The sequence below is a fragment of the Pseudobdellovibrionaceae bacterium genome (assembly GCA_019637875.1).
Taxonomy (GTDB): Bacteria; Bdellovibrionota; Bdellovibrionia; order Bdellovibrionales; family Bdellovibrionaceae; genus JAHBUW01.
The window spans coordinates 129746-154505 of record JAHBUW010000001.1; the positions used below are offsets into that span (position 1 = coordinate 129746).

Sequence of the window (24760 nt, forward strand, 5' to 3'; positions counted from 1 at the left end):
TTTAAATCCATTTCCGCGTTTGCGGATTGCGGCACAACGGTTGCTCAAGCGGTAGGTGGTCCCGCGAAAGATGTTTCGTTGAATTCATTCCTGAAAGGACGATCCATGAAAATCCGTCACCTTCTCACTCTGACTGTCGCGACGTTCCTTGCTTCGACTTTGAACGTCGCTTTCGCGGCGCCGGCGCGGGATTTGGACGAGACCCTGTCGAAAGTCATAATGGACGGCCAAGTTCTTGATCGCCATGCGGGGACGATCGTCGTGGACCTCTCCAAAAAATTGTTACGTTTGAACGTATACGAAGATCCGTGCCGTACGTTGACGTCACCGCCCAACGTGAATACCTGTTTGGTGATGCCTTTGCGGGTCGAGCAGATTGAAGTCCCGCTTCAGAGTGTGGAGCTTGACTGCGGATCGGTGATCTATCGGGGTCATAAAGACGAAACCGCACGGGATGCGACTTATCAAGAAGTCGAAGTCATCGATCACTCGGGACGTTTGTGTAAGGACCTGGTCCGCAGTGTTCTGGAAGTGAATGCGGCGATCGTGGACGTGGTCGCTCACGAAACCACGACCTACTTGCTTATGAAATAGATTTGGCCTGCGCGATGACCTCGATGGATTTCAGACGATCTTCGAATCGGTAGGTGTCCGAGGTCACGATCAGTTCATCCGCTCCGGTGAATTCGATCAGCCGATCGAGTTCCTCGCGCACCTTTCTCGCCGATCCGGTCACCAGCAAACCCAACATGTTGAGTACGGCTTGTTTTTCGGCGGGGCTCCAGATCGCATCCATGTCCTCTACGGGCGGCAATGACAAAGTTCGTGTGCCGCGAATCATGTTCAGGAAGGCCCTTTGCAAACTGGTCGCGAGGTAGGCGGCCTGTTCATCGCTGTCGGCCGCGATCACGGGAACTCCCACCATCACGTAGGGTTCTTTCAGGAAAGCGGACGGCTGGAATGCGGATCGGTAGATCTCGAACGCTTGGCGCATCATCGCCGGGGCGAAGTGACCGGCGAAAGCGTAAGGGCGTCCCAATCGCGCGGCGAGCTGGGCGCCGTAAAGACTGGATCCTAGAATGTAGAGGGGCACGTCGATCCCGGCGCCCGGAATCGCTTTCACGACTTGACCCGCGTAGGCCGGCGCGAAAAATCCGGTCAGCTCGTCCACGAGTTCACCGAAGTCGGCTCCATGATTCGGATTGTCGCGGCGGAGGGCGCGCATTGTCGCACGGTCCGTTCCCGGAGCGCGGCCCAACCCCAGATCGATCCGGTCCGGGTACAGACTCGCGAGAGTTCCGAACTGCTCGGCGATCATCAAGGGCGCGTGATTCGGCAGCATGATCCCACCCGCGCCGACGCGGATCGTTTTCGTGTTTTCGGCGATGTAACCGATCAGCACCGAAGTGGCCGCACTTGCGATGCCTTCGATATTGTGATGTTCGGCCAACCAAAAACGCGTGAAGCCTAACGCCTCGGCGGTTTGGGCGAGTGTGCGTGATTGATCGTAGGTTTGGCGTAGACTCGCGCCCTGGGAAATTTTCGCGAGATCCAGAAGCGAGATTTTTGCGGTTGTCAGGTTTTTCACGTGGTCAATTTACGGCGACGGCGAAACGTCGTCATGGGGGGTTGCGGCTACTGGGGAGAAACCGGGCAAATGGCGGGGCGCGATGCCCAGACCCCGCTTGCACCCGCTTTGCAAAACTGGAGGGGGTGTACAACCGGGATGTGTCAAGCGCATCCCCCTTCACTCAGGAGAGCTACGTGAAAGACAGCCAGAATCAGAAGTCGTCGATGGATCAACGCAAACACGAAAACCGCGAAAGCTTACGCGACAAAGCCGGAGACCTGATCGAAAAAGCGGGTCACAAAATTTCGGAAGCGGGAGCGCCCAAGGTCGGACAAAAAATCCATGATCTGGGGGACAAGCTCGAGAAAAGCCACAAGAACCCGTCGCATCCCCATAAGGTCTAACGGAGTTCTCCGCGACCTTTTAAAGTCTGACGGAGCTTGAGTTGGTAAAGCTCCAGCAGCGCCACGCCCGTGGCCTCGCTTTCGAGAATTCGAAAAGCTCGCGCGATGGCCTCGAGCGTGGACATTCCTTCCGCTTTGTGTTCGACCCGCAAGTGTTTCGTCGCCGTATTGGCGTCCGAGATCTTAACGCGTGGAAGAGAGGCCAGCTCGGGATGGCGTGACGCCACCTTCGAGGCCTGCCGCCAGTTTCCGTCCGGCACGATCAATTGAAAAGGGCGCGGGTCTAGCGCGCGTCTTGAAGCGATAAACTCCGTTGTGAGTTCCACCGCGTCTTCGCTTGGGAAAAAGAGCAGGCTTTGGTAGCCGCCACCGACTAAATCCGAAAGATCGAGTGTTTGTTCACGTTGGCCGCGAACGCGCAGCTCACTATTCACGAGCGCTTCGGTGGCCAGGCGACCCGAGTTCGTCGTTCGTTTCAGCTCGCGATGATGAATCACCAAACAAAGCCGCGTCGCCGTTTCAAGCCGAGGGATCTGGGCACAAAGGCACCGATCACGGTGCAGACCGCAGCGGGGACAGGGATCTTGGGTTTTGCGCTGACCGCGCGGGCGTAACATCCCCTGGGTCTAGCAAATTTTCGCGCGAGGGTTCAGCGCGAAATGCGCGGAGAGGTGGAATTTTCCGATTCACCGAGGGGTGCGCGGCTCATCGGATAGATGGAGGGGGTCGGTGCCGGAGACCACCAGGGGATGTCCCAAGCGCGTCGGGCTTCCTGTAGGGATCTGGCGGAGTTCGCGTCGGGAGTCGTGTCGCGACCAAGTTCGAATCTTTCGGAGGTCGGCGGCAAAGTCGCATCCGAAACGGGCGAAATATCCGGTAGCTGCGCCAAAGCGCCCAGCGAAAGAAAGAGCATGAAAGGGAAAGCGGTCATCCAAGTCGACAAGGGACACCTCCGCTCATTTTCGATGCAAATTGGGTGCGGCGAAGAGGGGGGAGGAATTCCCGATTCAGTGCAACTGTTGGCTACGAATAAGTCCGGCGAGGGTCGTCACGAGGGTGTTGCGGTCGATCGGTTTTGTCAGGTAGCTCGTGAAGCCGGCGTTCAATGCGCGATCTCTTTCGGATTTGAGGGCGTGCGCGGTCAAGGCGATGACGGGTTTTTCAAAGCGCGAACTGCGCAATTGTCGGTAAGCTTCGTAGCCATCCATGTCCGGCATCTGGATATCCATCAAGACCGCATCGGGGTTGAACTGCAGGGCTTTATGAACGCCGCGCAGGCCATCCTCCGCGACTTCGACGAGCGCGCCCGCACGGGTCAAATACAGCGCCAGTAAGTCACGGTTGTCGACGGAATCCTCGACAACCAGGACGCGGTAACCTTCCAACGGACACACCAGCGAGGGTTGGACTTCACCCTTGGGTTTATCCTCCTCTTGGGGAGCCGGTCGGCACAGAAGGCTGAACTCGAAAAGGCTGCCGCGCCCCTGCGACGTTTCAAGCAAGGCCACGTCCCCTTCCATCAAACGCGCGAGTTTACGCGAGATCACGAGCCCCAGCCCGGTTCCCGAATACTTGCGCGACATCGAACTGTCGGCCTGGCTGAAGGGAAGGAACAGGCGCGGTATGGATTTCTCTTCGACCCCGATTCCCGTGTCGCGTATGCGGAACCGGATGCGTAAGCGGCCGTCCGCCGTTTTCTCTTCGAGCGCGCTTAAGTGTACGCCGCCGTAGGGCGTGAACTTGATCGAGTTGCTGATCAGATTCGTCAGGATTTGACGGATCGCCGTCGGGTCGGCGATCACCCGGCGGGTCATCTGCGGTTGGATCTCGACCCGGAGTTGCAGGGATTTTTCGCGTGCGCGGACCTGTAGGGAAGAGACCACGTCTTCGATTAAGTGCGGAAGATCGAAGCCGATCTGCTCGAGGTCCATTTTGTCGGACTCGATTTTGGAAAGGTCCAACAGATCACCGATCAGCTTCTTGAGGGCCTCGCCGTTGTTGCGGGCGGCCTGTAAATACGCCCGCGTTTCGGAATCGAGGTGCGGGGATTCGAGGGCCAGATCCGTATAACCCAGTACCACGCCGACGGGCGTACGAATTTCGTGGGACATATTCGCCAAGAACTGACTTTTCGCGCGATTCGCGATGTCGGATTCTCTGGTCGCGTTCATCAGTTTTTCGTTGGCCGTTTTTTGCGCCGTAACGTCGGAGATCAGTCCTTGCGCGCGCACGCATCGACCATCCTTTTCGTATTCGAAGCGCGTGACGTTGCGGATATAGCGAACTTCGTCGGACAAGGCCAATTGCAGCCGCCATTCGCCTTCGTAAAGATGTTGGCGGGTCGCGACGACCTCATTCAGATCATGAAGGACCTTGTCGCGAATTTCGGGATGTAGGCGGCCGGCGAAGTCACGCATCGTCACCCGCATGGCGCGGGCGGGGTATCCGAAGATTTTCGCGTGTTGGGCATCCCACTCGACGTCGCCCGAAGGCCAATCGACAACGCACGTTCCGAGCTCCGCCGTTTCCAGGGCGAGCTTCAGTTGCATTCGCTCTTGTTCGATTTGCTCACGGGTCAGCCGCAGCTCTTCTTCGACGTGTTTCATTTTGTGAATATCGGTGGCCGAACCGAGCCAAGAGGTGACATTGCCGTTCTCGTCACGCACCGGTACCACACGTGTCAGGAACCAACGATATTCGCCATCCGCGGAACGAAGACGGTACTCGCAATCGAAAATGGTTTTGCCTTCGAGAGCTTGTCGCCACATCCGGCCGACGAAAGCGAGATCTTCGGGGTGAATGAGCTGAGCCCAGCCACCATTCGTCTGCGCGAGAATATCGAGTCCGCTGAATTCGTGGCAGCGACGATTTGCGTAGGTGATGATCCCTTCGGGATCCGCGCACCAAGCGAGTTGCGGCATTTCATCGAGAAGCTGCAAGGGTTGGAGTTTGGAGAAGGAGGCCGTCATAGAGGAGAAAAGCTATCATGTCCGTTTCTAGAAACGATAGGACAAACTCGAAACAGCTTTTGAAGATTGCGTGCGGGTTATCCTTTGATCCGGTGAAGAGAATTCACCGGATCGTTCGCAAGGTTCCCGTCATGAGCGGTTGATTAAGCGTTGTTAACTAAATCGTAAGTCGCCGAATGGCTTGAATATCCTGATGCACGGTAACCATGATCGTTGGATTGTGAAGGCGAAGGAAGGCGTCCGATCAACATCGAGAGCTGCTCTTCATTCGCTGTGGACGAGCGCCGATCCTCTTCACGTTCTTCCTCGCGGCGTTTTTCATCTTTGTATTCAGACATAAGCCCCCCAAATCGAGTGGTGATGAAAGGGGGTTAAGCAAACTCTGGACGAGCGAAGTATGTTCAGATTCTCCCCGCCGAGTCCCAGGTTTCCTCGGAAATCGGCGTTAGTGGCGACTTACCAAGGGGTGGGCTTGGGATTGATGTCATCAAAGCCGCGCTGGTGCCAGTAGGGATAAACGGGCGTTCGCTGACTTGCGCGGTCCAGGTGAGCGACCTGCGCGGCCGTCAAACTCCAGCCAATCGCGCCTAAGTTTTGCTTCAGCTGCGCCTCGTCTCGCGCGCCGATCACCAGATTACAAACGCTTGGGCGCTGCAGAAGCCAATTGAGCGCGACTTGCGTAATGGATTTCCCCGTCTCGGCCGCGACTTCATCCAGTGCATCGACGACTTGATACAAAAATTCGTCGGCGACTTCCGGTCCTCCGGTCGCGCCGCCCGCGTGAATGCGACCGCTACTTGCGCTTTGCCCGCGGCGAATCTTTCCGGTCAGGCGGCCCCAGCCCAGGGGACTCCACACCATGGTTCCCAAACCTTGATCAAGAGCGAGGGGCATCAACTCCCATTCGTAGTCGCGCCCGATCAAGGAGTAGTAGGCTTGGTGCGCGACGAATGAGTTCCATCCGTGCTTTTCCGATGTCGCGAGCGCCTTCATCAACTGCCAGCCGGAATAGTTCGAGCAGCCGAAGTAGCGAATCTTGCCGTCGCGAACGAGCTGATCCAAGGTGCCGAGGATTTCCTCCATCGGCGTGAGAGCGTCGAAGACGTGCATGAAGTAAACATCGAGGTAGTCGGTATCCAAGCGCCGCAGGCTATCTTCCACCGCGCGGAGGATATGGTGGCGCGAAGAGCCGCGGTCGTTCGGGCCGTCGCCGACGGGGATCGACGCTTTCGTGGAAATTAAGGTCCGCGCGCGCCGACCTTTCAAGGCCTGCCCCAGAATTTTTTCCGAGTCGCCGTCCGAATAGGAATTGGCGGTGTCGAAAAAATTCACGCCAGAGTCCAAGCAGACATCGACCAAGCGGCGGGCGCCGTCGACATCGGTCGAACCCCACGATTTAAAGAAATCATTGCTGCCGCCGAACGTGCCGGTGCCGAAGCTGAGGACGGGAACTTTCAGGCCCGAGCGGCCAAATTGACGGTATTCCATGGGGGTGAACTCCTATTCGGTCATGAAGATGTAAACGGACTTGCGGTCTTTGGACCAAAGCAAGCGGTCCACCATGAACGTGGTCGAAGGACGAAGCAGCACTTCGACTTCGTGATTGTTTCCGGGGTGGAAGGCCGAGACCGGCCCTCCCGTGCGTGCGCGGACCACGAAAATCACCGAAACGCGATTTGGTTTAGAGTTGTTTTCGGCGAAGATGCGGGCGATTTGGGGATCGATCGAAGTCGACGTGAACGGCAGTTCCGTGACGGGCTTCTGTTCGACATAGCGTTCGAGATCGGCGGGTTCTAAGCGGGCACCGCGGAAGACGATACCTTTGATCGTGGGCAGGGCATCCAGCGCCGCCATCAGGGCGCGGGTGAAGCGGACTTCTTCCGGCGTGAGCTCTTGCTTTTCTCTGAGGCGTCGGTTGGTCGTCGACCAGATCGGCTCGCCGTCTTCTTGCGGATCAATGTAATCGTTCAGCGCGGAGTAGTGCTCGCCATTTCTTTGCATCCATTCAAATGGATCCTCCACACCCAAGGCGCGATAGGTTTCACGGATGTAAGTCATGTGGATATCGGAATAACCCGGCTCGGTCCGAATTTGATCGAGAAGGGCGGGGAGTTCCGCGGCGCTCACTTTGTCCCGGCGAAAGAATTTCTCCAGTTTTTGGAAGCTGGGCATTTTCGACTGGATCGGCGCGAGGTCCACGGACTTGGCGTTCTTAGGGCTTGCGGGAATGCGGACGGCGGGACCCGTCGAATCGACCGTCGCTAGTGCGGGTGGGGCGGCGCTCTTAGGTGAGTGGCTACAGCCGGACACGAAGATTGTGCTAAGGGAGACAATCCAGACGAGACTCTTGGGTGACATCGGTACCTCAACTTATCGTTCCAGATTCTATCCCGAATTGAGGACGACTCCAAGCGAGGCATAACGCGTTAGGGGGATGCGTAGGGAGGGGAATTCCGGTTTTGAGACGGGTTTTGGCGCGAGGGAAAACCTCGTGTGATTAGTTATCCAGTTCTCTTCTCACGCAAGTTCGAGGCTGCCCGTGAAGCGAAACCAGGTCGATAATGGAAGTATGAAAAAGCCACCGGTAATTTCGCACGAAGAGCAAAGATTGGCCGCCCTCCGGGGATACGCGATCCTCGATTCCGCTCCCGAGATGGCCTACGACGATATCGTGAAGATCGCGTCGATGATCTGCGACACGCCCATCGCGTTGATCTCATTGGTGGACCAGAACCGACAATGGTTCAAGGCCAGCAAAGGAGTCGCGCTGAAAGAGGCGCCCCGCGAGATCTCATTTTGCGGTCACGCGATTCAGAAAAATGAAATCATGCAGGTGAAGGATGCGACCCGGGACGATCGCTTCTTCGACAATCCCTTCGTTACGGGACCGTTGAACTTAAGATTTTACGCGGGTGCCCCGCTCTTCGATAAAAATGGAATGGCCTTGGGAACTCTTTGCGTCGGCGATATTAAAGCGCGCGAACTGACGTCCGAGCAAACCGAAGCGTTGGCCGCTTTGGCGCGACAAGTGACGATCCATATTGAAATGCGCGAATGGGCGAAATTGATCACCCAGCAACAAGACCTGCTCTCACAGCAGGCGCGGATGTCCGCCCTCGGACAGTTGGCGGGAGAGGTCGCGCACGAGATCAATACGCCGCTCTGCTCACTGACGTTGGGACTGGATTTGATCGAGGAACGTTTGGCCGGTCAATCGACGGATGAGATCGCGGTCATGAAAAGATCGGCTTTGAAAATCTCTTCGATCTTGAAGAACCTTCTCGCCTTCACCAGAAAGGGCGGCCGTCCCACCGATCTGTTCCGCGTCGTCGAGACGACCGTGGGTTTCCATATCGAGCGCTTCCGCGAAAATGGCGTGAGGTTGTCGATCGATTCCGGAATTTCCGGCGGAAAGTTCCCCGCACGCGTTGAAGCCCCTGCGGTCAGCGAGGCTTTGAACGGTCTATTGACGGTCGCGTGCGACGCCGCCCTTGCCTCCCCGGGCGATCCGTGGGTTCGTGTCTCGTGGCGAACGGTGGGTGAAGATGGAATGCTGGTCGTTGCGAACTCGAGTTTAGCGGAACCGTCGCTGCCCGAAAATGAATGGCCCGTCGAGCCGCTGGACGGAAAAGCCGCGGGCCCGGGTTTGAATCTCTCGCGTCAACTGATGGAGGGATTGGGTGGTCAAGTGATCGAGTTGGAAAATGAAACGCACGCGACCTATGCGCTCGTCTTTCCGCGGGAGCTTCATGTGGGCTCGCCGGCGGAAGAGCCGCGTGCGGGCTTGATGGGCTCCAACTAATCCGTTCGGTGGACGCGTCCGCAAATTTTGATGGACCCACCGTGCACCACGCGCGAGTCCAAGAACGGCCTGACTTCTTCCGCGAAGGTCTCGCGCTCGGTACGGTCGTTATTCCAGAATTTCCAAATTGAACGGCGTTCGGTCAGGCGAGGAGAGGGAACCCTCGGCTCGGGGATTTCCCGACGCACGCGCCGGTTCGATCCGGGCATGGCCGTTCCCCAACGTTGCGATTTGACGTTCTCTTCGTAGCCGAGATCGCGAAAATTCCATCCGTCGAATTTCGCCAGGTGCTTCCAGCTGTTGTAGATGAAGTAAGGCCACATCGTTTGTGGTAAGGCCATCGCATGCCAGCGTGATTGCGGAAATCGATCGCGATTTTTCGAATAGACCTGCAACCACAAGGCCCTTGGGTCGACATTCGGATTCAGCAGGGCCAAGATATGGACCTCCCTTTGAATCCAGCCCTCCTCCTGTCCGTACGCCAGGATCGATGCGAAGTTACTGAGGGTTCCACCGCGTTGAACGTAGTCGAGAATCAAGACCTTGCGTCCGCTTTCGCTGGGGCCTTGGAAGAAAAATTTCTCGAAGTGCGCCCGTAAGGCTTTGCGGTACCATTCCGGCTCGAAGGACATATCGTCGTGGCGCAGTCCGGACATCGGCAGTTCGATAAGACGGGCCTGCGATCCGCGCTCGCGGAGAATTTCTTCGATGACGATGGCCACGGGGGCAGGGCTGCGCCCCAGACTGGCGTAATCGAATTCACTCGGTGGAAAGTGTCGTAGGACCTCGGCGGCCAGTTCCACCAGTGTGCGCTGAACCGCGGGGGACTCTGCGGTTTCATGAACGCGATCGATGTCGAATCCGTTGGGGTGGATGAAGCGGGCCAGACGCTCCAGCTCGTCCGCGTCGGAAGGCGTGAAAGACGGAATGACGTCACCGCTTCCACGCAACTCATTTTGCGCTTGGACCGAAGGAACGGTCAGAAGCAGGGTCAGCAGAAGGGGAACGAGGGAACGCCACATCGGAAGGCGAAAAGTGCAAGCCGAACGCCGCGCGGGGGCGGACGGGAGCGTCGCCGTCGAGTTCGGACTGTCGAACTTCGGTGCAGGTGACGGGGGCGGTCAAGGTTTGACCCTAAGCCGTGGTCCGAGAATGATGGCGTCTATGTGGATTGAACCGATGTATACGAATGAAGCTTTGTTGGTGGCGCGTGTGGCGCTGGGAATCTGTTTCGTGGTGCACGCCCTGGGAAAACTGGGGGTCGTCGGGCCGGGGAACATGCAGGGGTTTACGGGCTGGCTCGCGAGCATGGGAATTCCTTTTCCGGCTCTGCAAGCGCGCATGGCGATGCTCAGTGAACTCATCGGCGGGATTCTGATCGCCTTGGGATTGGCGACTCGTCCCGCCTTCGCGGTGGTGGGCCTGACGATGCTTGTGGCGGCTTCCATCGGTCATAAGGGCGGTGGGTACCTCATCACGAACACTCCTCAGGGAAATGAATATGCCTTGAACCTCGCCATTCTGTGCGCGGTCTTCTTTTTGTTGGGGCCCGGCGCCTACTCGCTGGACGCGATTCTGTTCTAAGGAGTTCCCATGGTGTTCAGTGAGGAATACAAGGTCACGTCCTTCATGGTGAATCTGCGCGGACGCGCGGGGCTTTACACGATTTTGAATTTGGTCCAGGACATCGGCTGGCAACACGCCATGAAGATGGGCGTGCAATTGCCCAAGGGGCAGGGATGGGTTTTCACCCGTCAGAAACTCGTGATGACCGATTGGCCCAAGTACAAAGACAACGTCACGCTGCGCACCTGGTTGCGTGAGCCGGGCGGAAATCCTTTTCTTTTGCGTGACTACGAAATTTTCGTCGGCGACCGCAAGTTGGGTGAGTGCACGAGCACGTTCACCGTCTTCGATACGACGACGCGCAAGATGGTGGCGGGGGACTGGAGCCGCTTCCCGTCCGTGTGGCAAACGGAAGGAACCTTGCCCCATGTGCCCGGCAAGATCGCGATCGCGACCGACACCGAGGATTTGGCTCAATTCGAAGTGCGCAATAGCGATATCGACCTCAATAACCACGTGAACAACACACGCTACGCTCAATGGGTACTGGACGCGATCCCGATCGAAATACTCCGTCAAGGCGCGCACCTGGTCGGCTACGAGGTCAATTTCCTCTCGGAAATGAAGATCGGCGACGTCGTACATCTGCAGAAAGCGAAAGCTGAAGAGTCCGACGGCGACCGCCAGCGGATTCAGTTTCAAGGAACGCGTGCCGCGGATGGCAAGGTGGCGTTCACCGCCGTTCTGACGACCCTCCCGGAAAGTCCCACTGTCTAAAGTCTGACGAGCGAAAGTGACGTTCTCGGTCACTCCCGGTTCTTCAACGCGCGTTCAACCGCATTTGACTCCTGGCACGACTCTTGATCATACGCTGCCCGAGTCGAAATTTTTTTGCGGAAGGAAGTTCGCATGGAAACCGGAAATTTGTCTTTCACCAAATGGCTGAGCCTCGCGGTCGTGAGCGTCGCGATGTCCACACTGGTCGCCTGCAATAAAGATTCGGGCGGTTCGGGCGGAACGGCGGCACCGGTTGCGGCGGCTTGCGGAACCGGTTACGTGCAACACACGTCTTACGGTTGTTTGCCCCAGTCCAACTGCCCTTCCAACTACGGAATGTACCAGAACCAGTGCATCGTGCTGACGGGCGCGGCGACGAACTGCACGGTCGGTTCGGTTCAGGTGAACGGTCAGTGCTTGCCCCAAGGTAACTGCCCGGCGGGTTATGCATTCAACGGCCAGACTTGCGTGGCGGCGAACGTGGCGACAACTCCGCAACCCTACCCGAACTACAATCCCGCTTACGGCGCGTACAACGGTGGCTTCTACAACAACTACATCGGTTGGCAGCAATACTATCAGCCCCAGCAGATGTACTACCAGCAACCGATGTACTACCAACAGCCCATGTACTATCAGCAACCCACTTGCTACGGTGGCTGCGGCGGTGGACTGAACTTCTACCTCGGCGTGCGTTTGTAATTTACGAGCGACGGAAATTTTTAAGTGAATTGGAAAAGGGCGCAGTGAATGCGCCCTTTTTTATTCTTTCGCGGAGAGTCCCGCGTAGATCATCGATCCGCCCTTGATCATCGCGTACAGTTTGTCCCGACTGGCCATCGAAATCGCCGGACAGCCCCAGCTTCGGCCTTGTACGACGGCACTGTCTTTGACGTAAGAAGCTCCGTGAATGACGATGGCCCGGGCCCGCGCGTTCGAGTTGGTTGCGGAAAGTCCGTCGAGGCGCATCGAAAGTCCGTTCGAGCCGTTGTACTGCTCGGCGGTCCGGTAAACGCCCAACGAGCTTTGATTCGAGCCGCTCACGTTCGAGAAGCTGGTCGCGTAGCCATCATGATCCGGGTCGGAGTTCTTTCCGTGAGCGACATGGACCGACCAGACCGAACCGGACGTCATATTGATCACGAAGAAGCGCGCTTTGGTGGAACGAGCGGAAAAGTCGATGACCGACAGCACTCCTTTGTTCGAGAACTTCGTCGAGTTCGCGTCGTAGTACAGTACGGCCTTCTTCAGCAGATTTGTGGGGACGAGACGACTGGGATCAAGGTGCGCATACTTCGCGAGGATCGCCTCTTCGCCGCTCGGTGAGGGAAGGGGCTCTTCCACGATCTCTGGAGGGAGTTGGTTTTCAAGCGGCGCTTCTTGCGCCGAAGGTTCGTTCATCGGGTCGTCCGCCAGGCGTGTTTCCGCGCAGGCGCTTAATAGAAGGGTCATCGTGACCAAGGCGGTCGTCATCCATTGAAATTGAGTGGTTCGCATCCTGAGTCCTCCGACGACTTCTCATCGGGCGATGCGGAAGAGGTCTGAAGCGGGCCAAGGGCGGGCTTTTCCGGTCAATGTGTCAAACGATTGGCGAGCGCCTCTGAACGCAAAAGTGTTCACATTTCAGAAACGATAAAACGGGGGCGTCCGTAAGCTGGACGTTTCGGCGTGCTTTCCGTGAGGTGATCTTCTTGCTTTTGTCATGGCCTCACGAGAGCCTGAAGTCCTCTCGGGAAGGTGCCATGAAACAGAAGATTCTGGTCTTGATGATGTCCGTCGGCGCCTTCACCGGTTGCGCCAGCGCTCCGCGGGCCTCGTCCCCTTCACGTCCCTCATCATCGCCGCCGGTTTACCGGGCCGATCCTCAAGGCGCGATCGAAGTTCGTCCCGACGAGGAGGCGCCGTTGAACATCGACTACGTCGGTCTTCAGCGATCGTTGGGCATGGAGCGGGATGGACGTAAACTCGGTTATGCGGAAAAGTCGTTCCAAACATGCCAAGCGGGTTACGGATTCCCGTCGGCGCGGGGTTGTGAACGTCAGCATTTGGTCGTCATTCATTTTCAATTGTTGTGTCGCGATTCGGAGGGCACGATCCAGACCCCACTCGGTCACGAGGATATGCGCGCGCTTTCGCGCGCCACGGTCGTGTGGACACTGGCGCCCCAGTCCGGCGAGATCGTGTTGGATGGGGACGGATTTGGCCAGATTCGCACGACTTCGAAAAACTCTCCACGCACACAACGACTGAAAATCAACGTCGGGGACGATTTTCTCTACACCAGAGCCGGAGAAATCAATCGGGTCGTGGCACCCGCGCCGTTTTGTCCCTAAACCCGTGCGCGTTTTTTCTGGCCAGGCGATTGCTAACCTCTTCGAATTGAGGAGGTGCTTATGGCACGCGAAAGTGAATTTGAAACGGAGAAGCTGGGAGATGTCGGTCACCCGGTCGACGATCCCCGACTGAATGGGACCGCGGGGGCGGGCCGCGATTCGAAAGAGCAAAAGACTGAACGCTCACCCCAGCAAATGGAGCGTGATCGTTCGATCGGTCGGCGCCAAGAACAACGACAAGACTCTTCCCCGGCGCTCGTCGATGAAGATATCGATGACGGTCGTGATGTGGAAGAACGTGTGGATGTTGGTACAAAAGACTGGCGTTAACCCTCCCGAGATTCCCGTCCTGTGGATAATACGGGACGGGGGTTGGGGACAATTGCCCCATAACGCCTGCTCATAAATCATATCAATTCGAGTTCAGCCGCTTTTTGGTGGCATTCACTTTGAAGTGTCAGGCTTCGTCCGTTTACCCGTCACACCACCATGGTGATCGAAACAAAGGAGAGCCTGAAATGAAAACACTTAAATATTTGCCGCAGTTGTTACTGGCTGTCGGTGCATTGTCGATGGTCGCATGCGCGACTCCCGATAAATCGCCCCTCGCCGCCGACGCGGATCCGCGTGTGGAGCTGAGCCGTCTGCAAGAAGATCAGAAAGAGGCGCAAACCCAGCAATACGATCGCCTCTCTCCCGAGAACTTCAAAAAGTCCGAGAAGTATTCCGCCAAAGCAGCGAAAGCGGCCGAGAAGAACAAAAGCCGTGAAGACATCGTCGAGAATATCGAAATCTCGCGTCGCTATCTGGAGAAAGCCAATGCGGTTGGCGAAAAATACAGCGCGATGGTGACACCCATTTTGGAAGCTCGCCGTCGCGCTTTGGACGCCGGCGCGCAACGCTGGGTGAAATCCGCGTTTGAGAAGACCGACAAAGACTTCGCGGATCTGGGCGAAGACATGGAAGACAACGACTTCACGGTGAAAGCCTCGGTGATTTCGGGCCTGGAAGACGAATACCGTACCCACGAGATGGAGTCCGTGAAAATCGCTTCGTTGGATGAAACCCGCAAAAATCTGGAGCGCGCAGAGAGCGACGGTGCTCGTCGCTACGCCCCCAAAACTTTGGAAATGACCCGCGCCATGATCACATCGGCCGAGCGTGCGGTTGAAAGTAGCCCTCGCGATCCTGCAGGTTATCAAGAGAAGACCCAGCAGGCCGGTGAACAAGCACAGAAACTGCGCGAAGTCCTCGCCTTGGCGAAGTCGCGCGGCGCGAACGAAAGCGTCGCCCTGACGATCTGGGAGCAAAACAAGCAGCTGCAAGCCAGCCAAATGCAGATGCAACAGAATCAACAGATGTCGGCCGAGCGCCAAGCGGAGCTGCAATCCGAGCTGAGCGCGCAACAAGCGGCACTGAATGCTCAAGGCCAACGCCTGACCGCTTCGGAACAGCGCGCGCAGACTTTGGCGCAACAAGAGGCGCTGCGTGCGAAAATCGAAGAGCTGCGTACGCAGTTCGGCGATGACGAAGCGGAAGTCGTGAAGCAAGGGAACAACCTGGTGATCCGTCTGAAGAAAATGGACTTCGCGGTCGGTAAATCCGAAGTTCCCTCGTCTTCGTTCGAACTGTTGAAGAAGATCCAGGACGTGATCGCGGCCGTTCCCGCGCAGAACATCGTGGTCGAAGGTCACACGGACTCCACGGGTTCGAAACAGATCAACGAGAAGCTTTCGCAAGCTCGTGCGGACTCGGTGAAGTCGTACTTCGAAAACCAGGCGGAAGTTGAAGCGCCCATCGAAGCCAAAGGCTTCGGCGCGGATCGTCCCCTGACGACGAACAAGACCAAAGAAGGTCGCGCGACGAACCGTCGTGTCGACGTGGTCGTCGAAACTTCGACGCTGCTCTAATCCACGGCAAAACCTGAAGCCGAACGAACCCCGGGTGTGAACCCGGGGTTTTTTTATTCGTGCGAAGAGGTTAGGATCGAAAGTGGGGAGGCGGGATGAAAACGGCGAAGGCAAAAGGCGGCGGCGGTCGAAGTGGGGTGCCCACTCTGGATCTTCATGGCTACCGGGTGGAGGAGGTGTTTGACGCGGTCGAGGCCTTCTTGCGCAAGCATGCGAACGCGGATCGCGTGCGAATCATGCCCGGGAAGGGCACGGGCAAGGTCCAATCCGAAGTCGCCCGCTACTTGAAGCTCGGTAACTACAGCTGGTCGCATGAACGCTCCGGTGCCGCGGGAGCCGCGAATTCGGGAGTGATGATCGTCCACATGGACTGAGCCGGCTTAGGGCTTCGGCGGGGGATTCAGCGCCGGATCGGTTTCACGGAGGTGCTGACGACGTTGGGCTTCGGCTTTCGCGGCGCCTTTTTCTTGCACCATAAACCTCAAACCGATCAGAAATCCCACGTGGTCGGCGGCTTCGTGCGCCTTGGGGGTGACATTCCAGCTGTAGCGCGGTTCGAAGACGATTCCGAATTTTTGCGTTCCGAAAACCTGCACTTGCAGGGCGAGATCGAATCCGTACTCGCAAAAGTCCATGGCGGATGTATCTAGAAAGTTGCCGGGCGCGACGCGCTTGAAGACATCCTTCGGATCACCCAGCGGATAGGCCGAGAAAAACCCCAGTGAAGCCGAAATCCATGAGCGCAGCCACCACCGGTACCCCATGGTGATATGAATCATCTCGACTTTTTGGGCTAGGATGTCGTCGCCTTCGTCACGAAGGAAGAGTTTGTCGAGGTAGAACATGCCCAGTTCGACGCTGCCTTTGCTATTGCTATCGCCGGTGGCGATCAAACCGTAACCGCCCCGCATGGGCGAAGAAACGTCGGGAACGGGGCTGTTGTAGGGAGTTCGATACGTGTACGGTCCCAGTGTGGCGTTGATGTTTCCTTCTTCCGGGTCGTAAGCGAAAACGCTGCCCGACGCGATGATGATGATGGTACAAAGAAGAAGGTGCAGGGGATTCACATCAAAGAGCCTAAAAGCGATTCGCATTCGAGTCCAACCAAAACTCCGCTCCGGGGGTGGGTGTTTTTGTGCCTTTTGTTCGTGGCGATGAGTTGGTGTTTTGATGAAGTCATGGCACAGACGCCGACACCCTCGCCCACGGTCAAGCCGAAGGCCACCGCCCGAGCCACTGACAAACGGCGTTTGAAGCGACTCGAAAAAGCCATTCCGAAAGCGGCCGAAGAGCGTGCGCCCGTGAAAGCGGTGCCGAAGGCGATGACGAAAAAGGAAGTTCGCGAAGCGATCAAAAAAGCCGAGGCGGAAAAAGACGATCCGAAGGCGAAAGAACCGCTCCCGCCGGTCCCATCACCGGACGAGGGCTGGATGACCCGCATGCTGCGGATGAACGTGCAGTGGTCGGAAAAATTCGACGCGTGGGCGGAAGGTATCGACGTCTACCTTGTCGGTCGGAAGGTGACCAAGCGGAAAAACGAAACTCAGATCCGGATCGAGAACAGCTCGTTTTTGAAAGAGTACGAGGGGTATCACAACACGACCACCTTCAACGCCGATGTCCGCCTCCCGAACGTGGAGGATTACTGGAACTTGAAATTCACGAGTTACGATGAGCAGTCGGATCGACGGGGCGTCAAGCGCGGAACCTACCGTCAAGATCCCCGCCCCCAAAACTACGGGGCGACCATCGGGTTGACCCAGGCGATCGGTCCCGTGCGCACGAACTTCCAGCCTCGCGTGGAGCTGAAAAATCCCCTACGGATCTCGCACTCGCTGTCGTTTGAAACCGTGGCCGATTTTAAAACGTGGCAGGCCAATCCGAAGTTGGAATTTTTCGCGAATCCGGAGTCGGGGACGGGGATTTACTCGCAGCTGAACTTCAATTTTATTTTTACGCCGGTTTATTCGGTTTTATGGGTGAACGACGGCGTGTACGTCGAATCGGACAATATGTTCACGACGAACAACGGTCTGTCGCTTTTGCAAATCGTGGATGATTCGTCGTCCTTTTCGTACAGCTTCTTCATCAATTCGAACAATCGACCGAATTACCACCTGAACAGCTACAGCCTGTCCATTGCGTGGTCGCAGATTCTGTACCGAAATATCTTGGACTATCAGATCATCCCGCACGTGGATTTCATCAGCAGCCATTTCAAAGCCTTGCCGGGATTGATCGTGAGCCTGAACCTCACTTTTTAGTGAGGCTTCTGCGCCGCCAAGAACTCGTCGTAGGTGATTTGGTTGTCGTAAGTGATGACGCCGCCATCCAGTTCGATGATGCGGTTCGCGCAGGTTTGCACGAATTCGTGATCGTGACAGTTGAAGATCACGCTGCCCTTGAAACGCTTCACGCCTTCGTTGACGGCGGTGATGCTTTCCAGATCCAGGTGATTCGTCGGTCCGTCCAGTAGCAGCACATTCGCGCCCGACAGCATGAGTTTCGAGAGCATGCAGCGCACGCGTTCGCCTCCGCTCAAGACCGAGGGTTTTTTCAAGGCGTCGTTGCCGCCGAAAAGCATCTTGCCCAAGAAGCCGCGAACGAAAGTTTCTTCCTTATCGTGCGAGTACTGGCGTAGCCAATCGACGAGCGAACTTTCTTCGCCGGCGAAATATCTGGAATTGTCTGTCGGGAAATACCCGACGGTCGTGGTGATACCCCACGAGAACGAACCCGAGTCGGGTTGGACGTCGCCCGATAAGATGTCCATCAGGAGCGTCTTCGACAGATCGTTCTTACCGAGCAGCGCGATCTTGTCGCCCTTCTTCATGGTGAAGCTGACATCTTTCAGAAGGACTTCGCCGTCCACGGTCTTGGTGATGCGATCCACGGTCAGGACGTCATTGCCCAGCTCCCGCTTCAGGTCGAAGCCCACGAAGGGCTGGCGACGCGAGCTTTTCGGCATTTCGTGGAACTCGAGCTTTTCAAGCTGCTTCAAGCGGCTCGAGGCTTGACGCGATTTCGACGCGTTCGCGCTGAAGCGTTGGATGAAGCTTTTCAGTTCTTCGGCCTTATCGGACGATTTTTTGTTCTGATCCGAAAGCAGACGCTGGGTCAGCTCGCTGGCTTCGCGCCAGAAGTCGTAGTTGCCGCTGTAAGTGGTCACTTTGCCGAAGTCGATGTCCGCGATGTGCGTGCAGACCTTGTTCAAGAAGTGACGATCATGCGAGATCACGATGACCGTGTTCTCGAAATTCAGCAGGAACTCCTCCAGCCATTGGATCGCGTAGATGTCGAGATGGTTCGTCGGTTCATCGAGCAGCAGGATGTCGGGTTTTCCGAACAGCGCTTGGACGAGCAGGATTTTGACCTTGTCGCCCGGGACCATGTCGCGCATCAGTTTGCCGTGAGCGCTATCGGGAACGCCCACACCCGCCAGCAGGACGGCCGCTTCGGACTCGGCCTCCCAGCCGTTCATCGCTCCGAATTGCTCTTCGAGCTCGGAGGCACGCACGCCGTCCGCGTCCGAGAAGTCGGGCTTGGCGTAGAGGGCGTCTTTTTCCTGCATGATCTTGTAGAGCTTGTCGTTCCCCATCAGGACGGTCTGCAGGACGGTCAAATCGTCGTACAAGTGATGATCCTGCTTCAGGACCGACATCCGCATCTGCGGGTTGAAAATGACCTCGCCCGTATTGGGCTCGATCTCTTTGGCCAGGATCTTCAGAAACGTCGACTTTCCCGCGCCGTTGGCGCCGATCAGGCCGTAGCAGTTACCGGGGGTGAACTTGACGTTGACGTCTTCAAACAACTTCTTGCCCCCAAAACGGAGGCTGACATTCGAGGCGGTGAGCATAGGTGACATGGGTATGCTTGAAATTCCGGGATGGCACAATGGAAAAGCCACAGGGTCCGGCGTCGGGACGAGGAAAGCGGTCGTGCCCGGGCCGGAATTGCGCTATATCCGCTCTCCATGGAATGCGTCAGCTGTCTGGACCCGAAAGCGAAACTGGAATGCGGCCTTTGCGGGGCCAGCGTTTGTAAATCCTGCGCGCAGTTCATGGACGACGACGCTTTCGCGTTCCTGAGTCCCAAACCCACGTCCCTGGCTCATGATACCTACTGCCCGGGTTGTTACGACCGTGAGGTCGCTACCGCACTGGCCGAATACGAGGCGAAGCTGGCCCGGGCCCGGGAACTTCCCCTCTATCTCAAGAAACAAAGCCGCGAGACCAAATTCGTGGTTCGCAAAGCCGACCCCATCGCGGTGAAGGAATGCCCGGATCACGATGAGACCCTGCTGCGTTTGGCGTTCCAAGCGCTGGAGATGGGCTATAACGCGCTCGTGGACGTCCAGCTGCACTCCACCAAGATCCGCCCCGGGAACTACCAGACGACGATCTGGGACGGTGTGGGCATTCCCGTGAATCTTGACCCCGAACGGATGCCGAAAGACCGCGCGTTCTGGGACAACCCGAACTGACGGGGATTTTCTCATCGATTTCGTCTCGCTTTTGCCGCGTGGGCCTTGGCCTCGCGAATGCATCTTTTCGTCGGCATGACGGTTCCGCCAAGAACGGTCATCGGAAGGAGCAGGGAATATGGGTCAAAACCCAAATCACCAGGACTCCGGTCGTTCGACCGAAAACCGGTCGAGTGCCAGCCGCGAGTTCACTCCCAGGAAAGACGGGCTCGAGAACCCCGCCGATCGGCAGAGTTCATCGAATCTCGAAACTTTCAAGAGATCGGATCAATCCTCGAGCGTGCGCTCTGAAAAACGGGATGGATCCGAAAAATGGCAACCCAAGAGCGACCGGACGTCTCTCGACCGAGATGTCGAATAACGTACGGGATCCAGTTTGAAAAACTGGATCGAACGTTCTTAAAGACCAAAGGTTTCGACCTTTGGTCTTTTTTTATTGGTAGCAGCTCATGTTGGGGGTGAGCGTGGTCTGGCCGTCGATCAGCACCGCGGGAGCGGACTCGCCGAAGATGCCTTTGGTGAAGCCGATCGTGCCTTTGATGGACGTCGCGCTGGTTTCGAGGGTCAGGCTGAAGCTTTCGCCTTCGGGGAGTCCCACGGCCGCGTCGAGCGTGACGCCGTCCTGATCGTAGTTGCGTTCGATTTCCATCTCGACGGACTTGTAGGTGCCGAGGACGTTACCGCCCCGGTACTCGCCGATAAGCACTTTGCTTTTCGCTTTGCCGTTCGCGTCTTGGTAAACGCGCACGTCCGTCACGCGACGGGTGCCGTTGTCGTTCACTTCCGTGCGGCAGATGCCGTCGGTGTAGTATTCGAGTTCGGGATCGAGGGTCTGTCCTTCCTCCAGCGTGACGCTGGTCGGATCCAGACGGAAGAGTTGTCCTTCGTAAAATAGAAACGACGAGTTGTGCGCGAGCTTCGAGGTTTTGTAGATATCGAGTTTCAAAGGTTTCTCGAGATCCGCGCAGTCTTTGCGCACCAGCTGGATCACTCCCGCGGCGGTTTCTTCGATAAGGGATTCGATTTCATTACCGTCACAAGCCGCGGGATCGGCGGCCAAACGTTGAAAACGCAAAGTGCCCAAGACCGGCTCGGGAATGATGTTCTGCTGCTGGAGGGCTTCTTCAAGGTTGGCGACTTCGAAACCTTTGCCACCGCAGTTTTGAAAACCGAGGCTCAAGGTCGCGAGCCCACCCGCAACGGCCAACAGACGTAAAATAGATCGCAATGACGGTTTCATAACGTGGCCCCTTACCCCTTTATTTTGTCGGCATCTCCGGCGAATCGTGAAGTCAAAGTGTCGAACTTCTCGATACGTTACGCGTATTTTCACGAAAGCGTCTCAGGCGGGTACCACGTACCGCATGCGGTACCATCTACCGCACGCGGTACGTGGTACCTTTTCCGGCAGGGTGGCCAGGGCTTGGGCGGTCTTCAGAGGGTGGGCCGCGCTAAGTGTTTGGAATGAGGGTGGGTTTTTGGGGGTGGGTGTGGCACGGGGTTCGCTCTTTGTCAGGTTATGATCATCGTGTTTCGTGTTTTGGGAATTTTGAGTCTTTCGGTGAGTTTGGCCTCTTTCGGGTTTGCGCAGGAGGAGTCGGTGTCGGCCCGTCGCGTGCGTGCGAGTGCGCCGCGCGTGTTGATGGTGAGTCCCGAACAAACGGGCGTCTTGCAGACCGGTGGACTTTCCCATGCGACGGCGGGACTCACGGAATCGTTGAATCGTGAAGGTGTGCGCACCGAAGTCTTGATGCCGTTCTTTCTCGAAATGCAGGCGAACAAACCCACCGCGACCGGCGAGACGATTAACGTCGGACTTGATTTCCGCGGCTCGGACTTTCCGCACAAAACGAGCGTGTTCACCGTTCACCGCGGGGGTTCCGAAACGAATCCCACGACGTTCCTGCGTCACGAAACCGCTCAGCAAAACTACTTCGACAATCGCACCAACGGAAACGGCGCGAAGTTCTACGCGCCCGAAGCGCACATCGGCGAGTCGTTCGGTGCGTTCGCTAAAGCGGCGGCCGAGTACATCCTGACCCGCAATTTCGATGTCGTCATCTTGAACGACTGGACGACCGGCCTGATCGCCGTGCACCTCGAAGAAGCGCGGCGCGCGGGCGTGAAAGTCCCGAAGGTCGTGTTCGCGATCCACAACATCGCTTACCAAGGTCTTTTCCCGAAGAGCCTGGCGGATTTCCTGGGACTGTCGGAGCGGCACTTCAACGCCGCACGCGGTTACGAGTTTTGGGGCCAGATGAACTTCCTGAAGGCGGGGCTGCAATACGCCGACATGATCTATACGGTTTCGAAGCAGTACGCGAAAGAGATCGCGACCGAACGTTTCGGCGCGGGCTTGGACGGAGTCATCCGTCAGAAGATGACCGAAGGTCGCGTGACCGGGATCTTGAACGGAATTCTCGATCACGAGTGGGATCCGAAGCGCACGAAGCGTGGCCTAGTCCACCGCTTTTCGATGAACGACTTCAGTGGCAAAGCCTTGGGTAAAGCGGATATGCAGGCCGAGCTGGGTCTTCCCGTGCGTGGCCAATCGCCCATCTTCATTCTGACGTCGCGTTTGGCCGAGCAGAAGGGTTTCGAATACTTGGTCGACGCGATTCACAAGACGGCGGCGCAAGCCGACGCGCAGTGGATCATCATCGGGAACGGTGACGCGAAATATGTCGACTCTTTAAAGTCGCTCGAGGCGCAGTTCCCCGACCGTGTTCGTTACCGTGCGTTCACCAATCATCTGGAAGCGCAGCTGACCCGCTACGGCGACTTCTTCGTGAACGGTGCGTGGTTCGAGCCTTCGGGTTTGAACCAGTTTTTCGCATTGAAGAACGGGACCATCCCGGTGGTCAGCGAAGCCGGCGGTTTGGCGGACTCGGTGAAGCCGGGCGTGAACGGCTTGCGCTTCCCGATCATCCCGAAAGCCGACGGCACCGGCTACGAAGTCGATGCGACGTCCGAATCCGCGCGTCGCGCGTTCCAAGAGGCGATAGATCTTTATCAAGATGCGGAGCGCTTGGAGCAAATGCGTCGCGTGGGCATGAGTGAGAACAACTCGTGGACCGGCCGCATTCGCGCCGAGTTTTTCGATTTATTCAAACGGCTTGGCGGTCGTCAGGGGTTCGGCGCGGCGAAGAAATGCGTCAGCGCACACGGATCGAATTGATCACGCGTAAATTTCCGGCCGCATCCTTCGTGAGGCGTTCAATCGCCTCGCGCTCTTGCGAGTGATTCACTTCACCGGTCAGCGTGATCGATTCACCAGCCGACGTCATCGAAATCCGATTCACTAATCCCGCGAGATACGGATCCGCCGACATGCCCGCGCGTAGATTCTGGCGCGTGCGCTCGATTTGCGAAGCGGTATCCATGCTGCCGTCATCCACCCAAACCACCGGGGCATTGGGGACCACCGCGGGAGCGTTGGTCTCGTTGGTCACGGCGGGAGTCGCCGATGTGGCGGCGGTTCCCGGCGTTGCGGGCGCGGTCACCGTGCTCGCGACGGTTTCACCGTCCGCATTTGTGGTGGTCGTGGTGACGGTGGTGACCGTCGTCGTGGTCGTACGTCCCGCCGGCGCCGGCGTGGGCGTCGTTGACGGCAGCGCCGTGATTTCCGCGATTTGGGCCAGGGCGGGAGCCGCGCTCAGCAGCATAGAGAGCGAAAAAGCGGTGATCTTCGACATCGGTCCTCCTCCGGTTCACGTCCCGCGAAAGTGCAGCAAACGTGCTGGGGCAGTCCTCCCCAGCGAACGCCGCCGACGGGGCGCTCGCGGGTCATTATGGACCAGAAAAATTACCAAAGATAGCGAATGACGAAAGAGCCGAACAGATTGAAGTTTTGTCCGCCGAGGGCGAAGGTCGAAAGCACAGGGCCTTGACTGGACACGGTCTCGGAGTTCGTCGAAGTGTACGAGGTCGGAGCTTGTTCGACGCCGTTGACGATCTGGTAACTGCGCGACACGGTCGACGTCCGGGACGTCAATTTGCGATCCATGTCGTAGAGCATGCCGCCCAAAAATCCGACCGAGATATTGGGGAACCAACGTAGATAAAGTGACGCGTCGAAGACGGGACCCAGCTTGATTCCGGGGGACGATTTGACGGAGGTCTCACCCAATCCGGCTTCGGTCACGGAGATGGTGCCGGGTGTTCCGCTGGACTCCACGCTGGTTCGCGAACCGACGCCGTACTTCGCGTCCGAGATGTAGTCGATCCCGCCGAAGCCACCCCAGCGCACCAAGATGAAATCGTTCTTATAAGCGCGCATCATGTAGGTGGTGCCGAAGCTGAACGTCGCGTTTCGCTTCAGACCCGTGCGGGTCATGGTATTCGTTGTCGAGGTCGCGGGCGAGCCCGTCACCGCCGTGTTGTTCGCTTCCGCGAAGGTGTCCGCGAGTTTGTTGAATCCGAAGTGGAATCCCCACGACGATTCGGCGTCGGGATTGTTTTCGATGACCAGCGTGTTGCCCGAGCCCAGCAGGCCCGCGGCGAAACCCAGCGAGTGCGAGAAGTCGCGCGACTTCCAGCCTTGGCGCCAAGGATCAAGCAACATCACGCGCGAAGCGCGCGCGGCGGCCGCCGCAGAGTTCGCCGAGGCTTTGGCGGTTTTTTCGGAGTTCGCCTCTTTCGCGGTGGAAGGCGAGGCCGCAGGTTTGGCTTCGACTTCGGGCTCCGGTTCAGGAGCGGCCAAGAGAGCGTCGAGCTCACTCGATTCAGCCGAGGTACTTGCGGCGGAGCTTGTCGCGGTGGCGGTCGCACTGGATGTCGCCGAGGCGGCCGGTGCGGCGGGTGCCGGCGTCGCCTGCGCGGGTGTACGCGGATTCTTCGTGGCGGCCGGGGCGCGTTTGGTCCCTTGGGCAAATGAGGAAAGCGACAGGCACAGCAGGGTGCCGACAAACATGAGTTTATTCATAGTTTAAAGCTATCGGTGACCC

At 57.5% G+C, this 24760-nt stretch carries 27 protein-coding genes; 13 read left to right on the top strand and 14 right to left on the bottom strand.

Annotated features, from left to right (window positions below):
- Window positions 1–105 precede the first annotated feature (105 nt).
- On the top strand, window positions 106–594 hold the full coding sequence (locus KF767_00715; protein MBX3016379.1) for a hypothetical protein: 489 nt from the start codon (window positions 106–108) through the stop codon (window positions 592–594).
- Here the strand turns inward: KF767_00715 and KF767_00720 are convergent.
- The gene (locus KF767_00720; GenBank protein MBX3016380.1) at window positions 584–1597 is read right to left on the bottom strand and encodes an LLM class flavin-dependent oxidoreductase; all 1014 of its coding nucleotides are present in this window, start codon (window positions 1595–1597) and stop codon (window positions 584–586) included. The genes KF767_00715 and KF767_00720 overlap by 11 nt on opposite strands.
- A 197-nt stretch (window positions 1598–1794) precedes the next feature.
- Between KF767_00720 and KF767_00725 the strand changes: the two genes are divergently transcribed.
- Window positions 1795–1974 (top strand): hypothetical protein, encoded by a 180-nt coding sequence (locus KF767_00725; protein ID MBX3016381.1) that lies wholly within the window; start codon window positions 1795–1797, stop codon window positions 1972–1974.
- On the opposite strand, the gene KF767_00730 is transcribed toward KF767_00725, so the two are convergent.
- The 6 genes from KF767_00730 to KF767_00755 form a co-directional block, all read right to left on the bottom strand.
- The gene (locus KF767_00730; protein MBX3016382.1) at window positions 1971–2591 is read right to left on the bottom strand and encodes a DTW domain-containing protein; all 621 of its coding nucleotides are present in this window, start codon (window positions 2589–2591) and stop codon (window positions 1971–1973) included. The genes KF767_00725 and KF767_00730 overlap by 4 nt on opposite strands.
- Before the next feature lie 32 nt (window positions 2592–2623).
- Window positions 2624–2917: a hypothetical protein gene (locus tag KF767_00735; protein MBX3016383.1), complete on the bottom strand. Its 294-nt coding sequence runs from the start codon at window positions 2915–2917 to the stop codon at window positions 2624–2626.
- A 64-nt stretch (window positions 2918–2981) separates the two neighbouring features.
- Entirely contained in the window at window positions 2982–4943 is a 1962-nt protein-coding gene (locus KF767_00740) for a PAS domain-containing protein (GenBank protein MBX3016384.1), read from the bottom strand.
- Window positions 4944–5086: 143 nt separating this feature from the next.
- Window positions 5087–5281, bottom strand: coding sequence for a hypothetical protein (locus KF767_00745; GenBank protein MBX3016385.1), 195 nt, complete (start codon window positions 5279–5281; stop codon window positions 5087–5089).
- A gap of 118 nt (window positions 5282–5399) precedes the next feature.
- Window positions 5400–6431: an aldo/keto reductase gene (locus tag KF767_00750; GenBank protein MBX3016386.1), complete on the bottom strand. Its 1032-nt coding sequence runs from the start codon at window positions 6429–6431 to the stop codon at window positions 5400–5402.
- Between the two features lie 12 nt (window positions 6432–6443).
- Entirely contained in the window at window positions 6444–7142 is a 699-nt protein-coding gene (locus tag KF767_00755) for a hypothetical protein (GenBank protein MBX3016387.1), read from the bottom strand.
- A gap of 370 nt (window positions 7143–7512) precedes the next feature.
- Here KF767_00755 and KF767_00760 point away from each other — a divergent pair, with 370 nt between their 5' ends.
- Window positions 7513–8745 (top strand): GAF domain-containing protein, encoded by a 1233-nt coding sequence (locus KF767_00760; GenBank protein MBX3016388.1) that lies wholly within the window; start codon window positions 7513–7515, stop codon window positions 8743–8745.
- Here the strand turns inward: KF767_00760 and KF767_00765 are convergent.
- Window positions 8742–9767, bottom strand: a complete 1026-nt coding sequence (locus KF767_00765; GenBank protein ID MBX3016389.1) for a hypothetical protein — start codon at window positions 9765–9767, stop codon at window positions 8742–8744. The genes KF767_00760 and KF767_00765 overlap by 4 nt on opposite strands.
- Window positions 9768–9780: 13 nt before the next feature.
- Between KF767_00765 and KF767_00770 the strand changes: the two genes are divergently transcribed.
- From KF767_00770 to KF767_00780, 3 genes are all read left to right on the top strand, one after another.
- On the top strand, window positions 9781–10329 hold the full coding sequence (locus KF767_00770; GenBank protein ID MBX3016390.1) for a DoxX family protein: 549 nt from the start codon (window positions 9781–9783) through the stop codon (window positions 10327–10329).
- Between the two features lie 9 nt (window positions 10330–10338).
- A complete protein-coding gene (locus KF767_00775) occupies window positions 10339–11088 on the top strand; it encodes a hypothetical protein (protein MBX3016391.1) in 750 nt (249 codons plus the stop codon).
- A 132-nt stretch (window positions 11089–11220) separates the two neighbouring features.
- Window positions 11221–11790, top strand: coding sequence for a hypothetical protein (locus tag KF767_00780; GenBank protein ID MBX3016392.1), 570 nt, complete (start codon window positions 11221–11223; stop codon window positions 11788–11790).
- A gap of 60 nt (window positions 11791–11850) precedes the next feature.
- Here KF767_00780 and KF767_00785 read toward each other — a convergent pair whose 3' ends face one another.
- The gene (locus tag KF767_00785) at window positions 11851–12585 is read right to left on the bottom strand and encodes a murein L,D-transpeptidase catalytic domain family protein (GenBank protein MBX3016393.1); all 735 of its coding nucleotides are present in this window, start codon (window positions 12583–12585) and stop codon (window positions 11851–11853) included.
- A gap of 245 nt (window positions 12586–12830) precedes the next feature.
- Here KF767_00785 and KF767_00790 point away from each other — a divergent pair, with 245 nt between their 5' ends.
- The 4 genes from KF767_00790 (at window position 12831) to KF767_00805 (ending at window position 15705) form a co-directional block, all read left to right on the top strand.
- On the top strand, window positions 12831–13421 hold the full coding sequence (locus KF767_00790) for a hypothetical protein (GenBank protein ID MBX3016394.1): 591 nt from the start codon (window positions 12831–12833) through the stop codon (window positions 13419–13421).
- A gap of 60 nt (window positions 13422–13481) precedes the next feature.
- A complete protein-coding gene (locus KF767_00795; GenBank protein MBX3016395.1) occupies window positions 13482–13751 on the top strand; it encodes a hypothetical protein in 270 nt (89 codons plus the stop codon).
- Window positions 13752–13939: 188 nt separating this feature from the next.
- The gene (locus KF767_00800) at window positions 13940–15331 is read left to right on the top strand and encodes an OmpA family protein (GenBank protein MBX3016396.1); all 1392 of its coding nucleotides are present in this window, start codon (window positions 13940–13942) and stop codon (window positions 15329–15331) included.
- Between the two features lie 95 nt (window positions 15332–15426).
- Window positions 15427–15705 carry a Smr/MutS family protein gene (locus KF767_00805; GenBank protein MBX3016397.1) on the top strand — a complete coding sequence of 93 codons (279 nt, stop codon included), beginning with the start codon at window positions 15427–15429 and terminating at the stop codon, window positions 15703–15705.
- Window positions 15706–15711: 6 nt separating this feature from the next.
- On the opposite strand, the gene KF767_00810 is transcribed toward KF767_00805, so the two are convergent.
- Entirely contained in the window at window positions 15712–16398 is a 687-nt protein-coding gene (locus KF767_00810; protein MBX3016398.1) for a hypothetical protein, read from the bottom strand.
- Between the two features lie 111 nt (window positions 16399–16509).
- Between KF767_00810 and KF767_00815 the strand changes: the two genes are divergently transcribed.
- Window positions 16510–17595, top strand: coding sequence for a cell envelope integrity protein TolA (locus KF767_00815; GenBank protein ID MBX3016399.1), 1086 nt, complete (start codon window positions 16510–16512; stop codon window positions 17593–17595).
- On the opposite strand, the gene KF767_00820 is transcribed toward KF767_00815, so the two are convergent.
- Entirely contained in the window at window positions 17592–19187 is a 1596-nt protein-coding gene (locus KF767_00820) for an ATP-binding cassette domain-containing protein (GenBank protein MBX3016400.1), read from the bottom strand. The two genes, KF767_00815 and KF767_00820, sit on opposite strands and share 4 nt — an antisense overlap.
- 117 nt (window positions 19188–19304) lie before the next feature.
- On the opposite strand from KF767_00820, the gene KF767_00825 reads away from it, so the two are divergent.
- Complete coding sequence (locus tag KF767_00825; protein MBX3016401.1) at window positions 19305–19814, top strand: hypothetical protein; 510 nt, start codon at window positions 19305–19307, stop codon at window positions 19812–19814.
- Window positions 19815–20247: 433 nt separating this feature from the next.
- Here KF767_00825 and KF767_00830 read toward each other — a convergent pair whose 3' ends face one another.
- Window positions 20248–21054 (bottom strand): hypothetical protein, encoded by an 807-nt coding sequence (locus KF767_00830; GenBank protein MBX3016402.1) that lies wholly within the window; start codon window positions 21052–21054, stop codon window positions 20248–20250.
- 360 nt (window positions 21055–21414) lie between these two features.
- Here KF767_00830 and KF767_00835 point away from each other — a divergent pair, with 360 nt between their 5' ends.
- Window positions 21415–22992, top strand: a complete 1578-nt coding sequence (locus tag KF767_00835; GenBank protein ID MBX3016403.1) for a glycogen synthase — start codon at window positions 21415–21417, stop codon at window positions 22990–22992.
- Here the strand turns inward: KF767_00835 and KF767_00840 are convergent.
- Both KF767_00840 and KF767_00845 read right to left on the bottom strand, forming a co-directional pair.
- Window positions 22970–23509 (bottom strand): BON domain-containing protein, encoded by a 540-nt coding sequence (locus KF767_00840; protein MBX3016404.1) that lies wholly within the window; start codon window positions 23507–23509, stop codon window positions 22970–22972. The two genes, KF767_00835 and KF767_00840, sit on opposite strands and share 23 nt — an antisense overlap.
- 110 nt (window positions 23510–23619) lie before the next feature.
- Complete coding sequence (locus KF767_00845) at window positions 23620–24738, bottom strand: hypothetical protein (GenBank protein MBX3016405.1); 1119 nt, start codon at window positions 24736–24738, stop codon at window positions 23620–23622.
- Between the last annotated feature and the right edge of the window lie 22 nt (window positions 24739–24760).